Below are 2,465 nucleotides of genomic sequence, written 5' to 3'. Positions count from 1 at the left end.
GGCGGGCGCGCCGGGACCGGCGGGGGGGGGGCGGGGGGGGGCGGGGGCCCGGGTGGGCCCCCCCCCCCACGGCCCTAGGAGTCCGGGCCGCCGGTCAACGGGGGCCGGGGTCGCTGGTGCCCGGGCGACCGTTCTCCAGGTGGCCGGCCCAGCGGCGGCGGAACGCCGGACCGTCCGCCGCCGCCGTGACGGTGACGTCGTACCAGCGGCCGCCGGCGGGCAGGTCGAAGGTGAACCGGGTTTCCTCACCGGGGCGCAGGGTACGGCCCTGCTCGGCGCCCTTGGTGTACGCCTCCTCGGCGGTGACCGTCCGGGTCGTCTCCCCGTGGTTGGACACGGTGACCCGCACCCTGTTCCTCGCCGGCTCGAAGCGGGCGACCAGGCCACCCACCGTCCTGCCCTCGAACTCCTGCACCGAGCCGTTCGGCCCGTGGGCGACGAGGTGGTAACCGCCGTCGACCAGCGGCCAGTGGTCCTCGAAACTGTCGCCGGCCGAGACGGTGTAGCGACGGGGGGCCGCCCCCGGAGCCATCCGGTCGTAGACGTAGAGCCAGGCACCGGCCTTGCCCCTGTTGGTGAGGCTCAGCTGGAACACCGTCCGGTCGTAGGTCTCGTCCTCGTTGACCCGCAGGTCGTACGGGAGCGCGCGGGCCGGACGGGTGCCCGGCTCCTGGGTCGGCATCCGCTGCGGCAGCGGCACCTGGTACGGCTTGCCCCGCGAGGCGATCGGCGCCGGCACCGGGATCGAGACCGGCCCGGGGTCGGCGCCGGAGAAGTCGAGCGCCGAGGTCAGGTCACCGCAGACCGCGCGGCGCCAGGCGCTGATGTTGGGCTCCTCGATGCCGAACCGGGCCTCCAGGAAGCGGAGCACCGAGGTGTGGTCGAAGGTCTCCGAACAGACCCAACCACCGCGCGACCACGGGGAGATGACCAGCAGCGGCACGCGCGGGCCCAGTCCGATCGGCTGCAGTCCGCCGCGGTCCGCCCCAGGGACCAGCGGGCTCATCTCGCCCGGGTACCTGGCGAGGTCGAGCAGTTCGTCGCCGAGGCTCGCCTCCAGGTCGGAGGAGACCATGCCCTGACCGCCCGGGCGGCTGACCACCGGCGGCATCGGCGGGACGACGTGGTCGAACAGCCCGTCGTTCTCGTCGTAGTTGATGAGGAAGACGGTCCGGCCCCACACCTCGGGGTTGGAGGTGAGCGCGTCCAGCACCAGGTTGATGTAGTACGCGCCGTCGGTGGGCGTGGCGGAGGGGTGCTCGCTGTACTTGTACGGCGGGACGATCCAGGACACCTGGGGCAACCGGCCCTGCTCGACGTCGGCCCGGAACTCCTTGAGCGTGTGGTCCGTCGCGCCCTTCTCCACCAGCGGACCGGAAGCACCCTCGGCGACCTGGTACCGCTCGAAGAACATCAGCGAGTTGTCGGTGTAGTTGTCGGTCGGAGTGCCCGGCTCACCGGAACCGCCCTGGTACAGCTTCCAGCTGACCCCGGCCTCCTCCAGCCGCTCCGGGTAGGTGGTCCAGGTGTAGCCGTTCCGGTCGTTGCGCTCCTCCAGGCCGGGCCCGTTGGGCTTGCGGCCGTGGACGTTGCGCGGGTCGCTGGTGCCGGTCCACAGATAGATGCGGTTGGGCGCGGTGTCGGCGTGGACGGAGCAGAAGTAGGAGTCGCAGACCGTGAAGGCGTCGGCCAGGGCGAAGTGGTACTGAAGGTCCTGACGCTTGAGGTGACCCATCGTCATGACGTCCTGCTTCTGGTTCACCCACTGGTCGTGCCGCCCCTCGTTCCAGGCGAGGTGGCCGCTGCTCCACCCGTGGTCCGTGCCGGCCTGGTGCTCGGTGGTGTTCCGGGGGTCGATGTACCAGGGCAGCACCTCCTGCTCGGAGGCCGGCAGGCCGCGGTCGTGGTAGCGCCCGGTCCTCACCGCGGCGGCGGGCTGGTGCCAGTTGGGACGGCCGTCGGGCAGCAGGGTGGGGCGCGGGTCGGCGAAACCGCGGACGCCCCGGAGAGTGCCGAAGTAGTGGTCGAAGGAACGATTCTCCTGCATCAGGATGACGACGTGTTCGACGTCCTTGATCGAACGCGTCCGGCCGATCGCGGGCAGGGCGAGCGCCTTGCCGACCACGGGCGGGAACGCACCGAGGCCGGCGGCGGCCACGGACGCACCGCCCAGCTGGAGAAATCGGCGCCTGTCGATGGAGGCCACGTGGGGTCCTTCCCGATCGGTGGATGTACGGGTTCCGCTGGGGCTCGAACATACGGGCCGCAGGCGGGACGTACACAGTGCGTCGGCGAACGTAGCGTGATCTTTCGGCCAACTCATGTACCGGAAACGCGAAGAACCCCCATCCGGAATCCGGATGGGGGTTCTTCTGAATGATTGTTCGGCGGCGTCCTACTCTCCCACAAGGTCCCCCCTGCAGTACCATCGGCGCTGTGAGGCTTAGCTTCCGGGTTCGGAATGT

General features: G+C 70.8%; 1 protein-coding gene and 1 rRNA gene. Both read right to left on the bottom strand.

What is annotated here, in order from left to right:
• Positions 1-94 precede the first annotated feature (94 nt).
• Positions 95-2,206 (bottom strand): phosphocholine-specific phospholipase C, encoded by a 2,112-nt coding sequence (locus ACIRVF_RS28150; protein ID WP_402823556.1) that lies wholly within the window; start codon positions 2,204-2,206, stop codon positions 95-97.
• A 176-nt stretch (positions 2,207-2,382) separates the two neighbouring features.
• A 5S ribosomal RNA gene (rrf, locus tag ACIRVF_RS28145) occupies positions 2,383-2,465 on the bottom strand; the annotation flags it as partial.

The organism is Kitasatospora sp. NPDC101157 (genome assembly GCF_044768255.1).
In the GTDB taxonomy this organism is placed as follows: domain Bacteria; phylum Actinomycetota; class Actinomycetes; order Streptomycetales; family Streptomycetaceae; genus Kitasatospora.
This window is presented reverse-complemented; position numbering and strand designations above follow the sequence as displayed.